This window comes from Streptomyces sp. NPDC058664 (genome assembly GCF_042716635.1).
Taxonomy (GTDB): Bacteria; Actinomycetota; Actinomycetes; order Streptomycetales; family Streptomycetaceae; genus Streptomyces.
This window is the reverse complement of sequence record NZ_JBHXRW010000146.1, coordinates 1-4336: the sequence shown is the minus strand read 5'-3', so window position 1 is coordinate 4336 and position 4336 is coordinate 1. Positions and strand designations below refer to the sequence as shown.

At 61.2% G+C, this 4336-nt stretch carries 3 protein-coding genes and 1 pseudogene; 1 reads left to right on the top strand and 3 read right to left on the bottom strand.

Annotated features, from left to right (window positions below; translation table 11 throughout):
• A partial coding sequence (locus tag ACFWUY_RS40655; RefSeq protein WP_384121841.1) for a helix-turn-helix domain-containing protein occupies positions 1–231 on the bottom strand: 231 nt, incomplete at its 3' end.
• 61 nt (positions 232–292) lie between these two features.
• On the opposite strand from ACFWUY_RS40655, the pseudogene ACFWUY_RS40650 reads away from it, so the two are divergent.
• Positions 293–964, top strand: a pseudogene (locus tag ACFWUY_RS40650) (transposase); the annotation flags it as partial.
• A gap of 62 nt (positions 965–1026) precedes the next feature.
• On the opposite strand, the gene ACFWUY_RS40645 reads toward ACFWUY_RS40650, so the two are convergent.
• Together ACFWUY_RS40645 and ACFWUY_RS40640 are read right to left on the bottom strand one after the other, a co-directional pair.
• A complete protein-coding gene (locus ACFWUY_RS40645) occupies positions 1027–3681 on the bottom strand; it encodes a LuxR C-terminal-related transcriptional regulator (RefSeq protein ID WP_384121839.1) in 2655 nt (884 codons plus the stop codon).
• 427 nt (positions 3682–4108) lie between these two features.
• A partial coding sequence (locus ACFWUY_RS40640; RefSeq protein WP_384121837.1) for a transposase occupies positions 4109–4336 on the bottom strand: 228 nt, incomplete at its 5' end.

The window sequence follows — 4336 nt, the reverse complement described above, 5'->3', positions numbered from 1 at the left end:
GGCATCGGTGACAGTCGGGGAGTTCGCCAGCCCCGCCGAGCGCAGGGCCTCCATGCCGCCCTCGCGCCAGGAACGACGCCAGCGTTCCACCGACCGCACACTCACCCGCAGGTCCTGCGCGATCGCCGCGGTCTTCTCACCCGCTGCGAACCGCTGCCCGGCCTGAAGCCGGATCCCCTCACGAAACGCCCGCCGCTCAGCGGTCAGGCCCCCGCCTTCCGGATACCTCACCTCATCGGCATACCGCAGGGATCATGAATCGTCACCACCCGACGACAACCCGAAAACCTCAGTAACTCTGCTGACCGGCTACCAGACCCCTGTCGCGCTGCGTCGCCTCGGCGCCAAGCGTCTGGAGACCTGGCTCCGCAACCGCAGCGTCCGCAACGCCGACCAACTCGCCACAACCGCAGTCGAAGCGGCCGAACGCCAGCACACCAGCCTACCCAGAGAAACGCTCACGGGGCAGATGGTGCACACCCTGGCGAAGGAGGTGGTGGCCCTCAACGAGCAGGCCACCGAACTGGACAAGCTCATCGAGGCCCGTTTCCGCGACCACCGCCACTTTGAAGTGATCACCAGCATGCCCGGCCTCGGCGTCATTCTCGGGGCCGAGTTCCTGGCCGCGACCGGCGGCGACATGTTCGTCTTCGGGACCCCCGACCGTCTCGCCGGCTTCGGCGGCATCGCCCCAGTCCCGTGCGACTCCGGAAAGATCAGCGGGAACTTGCGGCGCCCGCAACGCTACAACCGCCGCCTCCAGCGCGTTCTCTGCACCTCCGCACTGTTCAGCATCCGACACAGCGATCAATCGCACCGGTTTTACGATCGCAAACGCACCGAGGGCAAGCGCCACACCCAAGCCGTCCGCACCCTCGCCCGCCGCCGCGTCAACCTCCTCTGGGCCCTCCTCTGCGACGGATGGTGCTACGAGCTCACGCCGCCGACCGCCCTCGCGGCTTGACAAACGACACTAGGAATCAACACCCCTATAAGCCTCTTTAACTCGCCTGGGAAAGCGCAGTGTTACAAGGCAGGTAGCTCGATCGAGAGACGCTGGCGCAACTCACGCCGGTTGGCCACCCCGAGCTTCCTGTACGCCCGATAGAGATGGTTATCGATGGTACGGACTGAGACAACCAAATTATCTGCAATTTCTTGGCTTGAATGCCCGCGAGCTGCGAGGAAAGCAACCTCACGTTCCCTCGGGCTGAGGTGCTCAACCTCTTGTAGAGCACGAAGTAGAAAGGTTGGGGTTCCGTCGTACTGCCCGCGAGCGTTGTCGCATCGCCAGACTGTCGACGTGGCCAACCGCAACTCTCCTGCATCCCTGTGAATGATGGACGCTGCCGCCCACGCTTCAGCCGCGAACAGAGGAACCCTTGACTGCTCAAACTTTTCCGCACACTCGGAAACCTTCTTCGCGTCGCCCTTCGCCACGCCTTGCGCGAAGGCGACCCTCACGGAGTCCAAGGGAGCCTGGAGGCTCTCACTCCACTCTCCACAAAGATCCGCCGCACTGCGGGCCTGTCCCATTCGGGTGAGAGCGTGCACCACATCAGCGAGTTCACCGAAAGCCTCGTCTTTGACAGTTCTGCGCGCAGCTTCATGGAGCAACTTCACAGCTTTCCTTCCGCGCCCTTCCCGGTGCTCAGACAAAGCCAAAGCGATGTCTACCTCCACCCGCCGGTAGGGATACGCAAGGTACGCCTTCAGCCGCTGAGAAGCAGCCGAAACAGCCTGAGGATCGCTGAGATGGCTCGAGGCCACCAAAGCCCCCGCGCGGGCCAGTTGCTGCACAACAGCGAGATCCTCATGGCCGTCTGAGGAGACGAAGAGCTTGTGGGACTCGACAACATGCCCCTGCTCGAACAGGAGACGGGCGAGCATGACACCAGCTCGGCTGGCCAGCGCCGTATTGCGTGTACTTGCCGCTTCACTGACCTGGGTGCGGAGGTGGGCTATCGCGGAGTCTTGCTCCCCTGTGATGCCCCGTGCGTATGCTGTGAGAACCGGGATGTTGAGTACGTCGTAGCCCAGAATGCCCGAGTCTGACAGTTGCTTCATGGCCCAGGTGAGACGGGGCTCCATGGCCAACGCATCGAGGGGGCGTCCCATACGGAGTGATGCGGCAAGAGCAAGAGAGCCGGCCATGGCAACTCGGCCGGGGTCACCATCCTGCAACATCGGCTGGACCAGACGTAGAGCATCAGCACAGTTGCCATGCTGAACTAGTGAGATGGCAAGGTCGATTTCGGAAGCACCATGGGAGAGTGCAGAGCACTGTGCTTTTTCCCTATTGCTTGGCACCGCATCCACGGCAATTGAATGCAGCAGCTTGCGGCGGTAGGAAATTCTGCGTGCGGAAGCGGAGTCACTTGCACTGCCCACCTCCTCGATCTGCTGTTGGATTCGCTCCGCAGACGAAATTTTTCCCTGGTGAGCCAGGATCTGGCTGAGGAGCAGACCAGCACCGGGCGTCTTATACATGTTCCAGGCATTTTCCGCGAGGCGGCACGCGGTGTTCCAGTCGCCTCCCCACCAAGCCTGCCTTGACGTAGCATGAAGTCTTTCTTCTGGCACATTGTCGCCTACTTCCAGACGCCAAAGCGTTACCTGAACTCCATCATTCTTTCCGTTGTCATGCTCAACCCAGGCCCTAATGAGTTTGCGAAGAAGTCGCCGGCGACGAAGAAGGGAAAGTCTTTCCAGGACCACAGATCGCACTATTTCGTCTGCGATGGAAACGGTGATCTCTTGAGGTGGTCCCGATATGCAAATCAGACCTCTTACTTCCAGATTCTCCAAAATTTCTGCGTCGACAACGACATCCGCCACGGCAAGCGGCAGCGTCCCGGCGAGGGAAAGCGTTTCAAGTGCGATTCCCTCAACGTCATTGATTCCGACGAGAAGGGGCGACACGAGCTCCGTAAGCCTAGGAGAGGCAAGATTCTGGCTGAGCTCTCGCCACATACCCTCCTGGAACACCATGCCGCCTTCCTCGATGGCGCTCGTGAGTAGTTCACGCAACACAACAAGGTTTCCCTGAGCAACCTTAGAGAGGCGCACGGCTGTCGCGAACTCAATTGGCCGCACGAGCGACGCCTCGCAGACGCCGATCATCTCTTCCTCAGTGAGCTTGGCGACAGGCAGTCGACACAACGAACCGCCCTTCCACAGAGCGAATATGTCGGGTGGCAGTTGTTGCTGGTCGGTCACGGTAACTGCCAGACGGCAGGCACCCTCTCGAGACAGTTGCACGAGGACGCCAGCACCCGCATTGTCGAGGAGTTGAGCGTCATCTACACACAGGACCAGGGGAGCCCTACGCTGCTCGCGAGACAACTCGACCGCAAACGGCTGTGCCGCTGAAGACACAGCCAGCCCCTCGCTACGCAAGGCACCGACCAACTCCTTGAAGGGATCCAGGCCGTGGCTGAGTGAAACAGTGAGGGTCCGCATGCCCAACTGTCGTGCAATCTCTGCTGTCTCCTGAAGGGCGCGAGTCTTCCCTGATCCGGTATCGCCAGCCATCAGCACACCGCTGTGATGAGCAGCCAGCAACTCTTGCTCAATACGTGTCAGGAGCTGGGCGCGCCCGATTAGCCGGGGCATGTGAATGAGCGGAGCCGGGATCTCAGTGTGCCCGCTCAAGCCTTCGTGAGACTCAGAGACCTTCATCGCTTCCCTCGTAGCAGCTCCAGTTCTGGCACGTCGGATCGCAACGTGACACCTGAACCAGAGGTGGTCCCCAGACGGGGATATGTGAATTTCTAACCGTGGTACCTCAAGTGCTCGCTGGGACTCTCGACAGGATCCGACGGCCCGGTTCTTGTATCTGTAGCGGAGATCGGGCCACCCCTGACCCCCTCCTGTGTCGAGATACAGGAGCCCTCAGTCGAACCCCCAACGTTCCTTAATCACAGGATGTCTGTGCTATCGCCACTCGCCGTGAGTAGGCAGTGCTCATGTTGACCGCGCTTGGTTCAGGACCGCAGGGTTGTTTGGTGGGGCATCAGATGACGTTCTGCGCTTCTCGGGCACAGCCATCGACTCACCCGGCGCCCTGCAGATCTGCCATGCCGGCCTCGCTACTGACTTCGGCTTGTCAGGGTGAGGTTGGAGTGTCCAGGGTCAGGCCGGTGCCGGCTCTGAAGCCGTCGAGGGTGTGGGGCCGGTATTGGAGTCGTTTGAGCCGGTTGCGGACGAGGGTTTCAAGCCGGTCGAGGGCCATGACGGCGAGGTTGGCCAGGCTGCGCTTGACGTGCGCCCAGACCCACTCGACGGGGTTGAGATCAGGTGAGTAGGCGGGCAGCAGGAACACCGTCAGCCATGC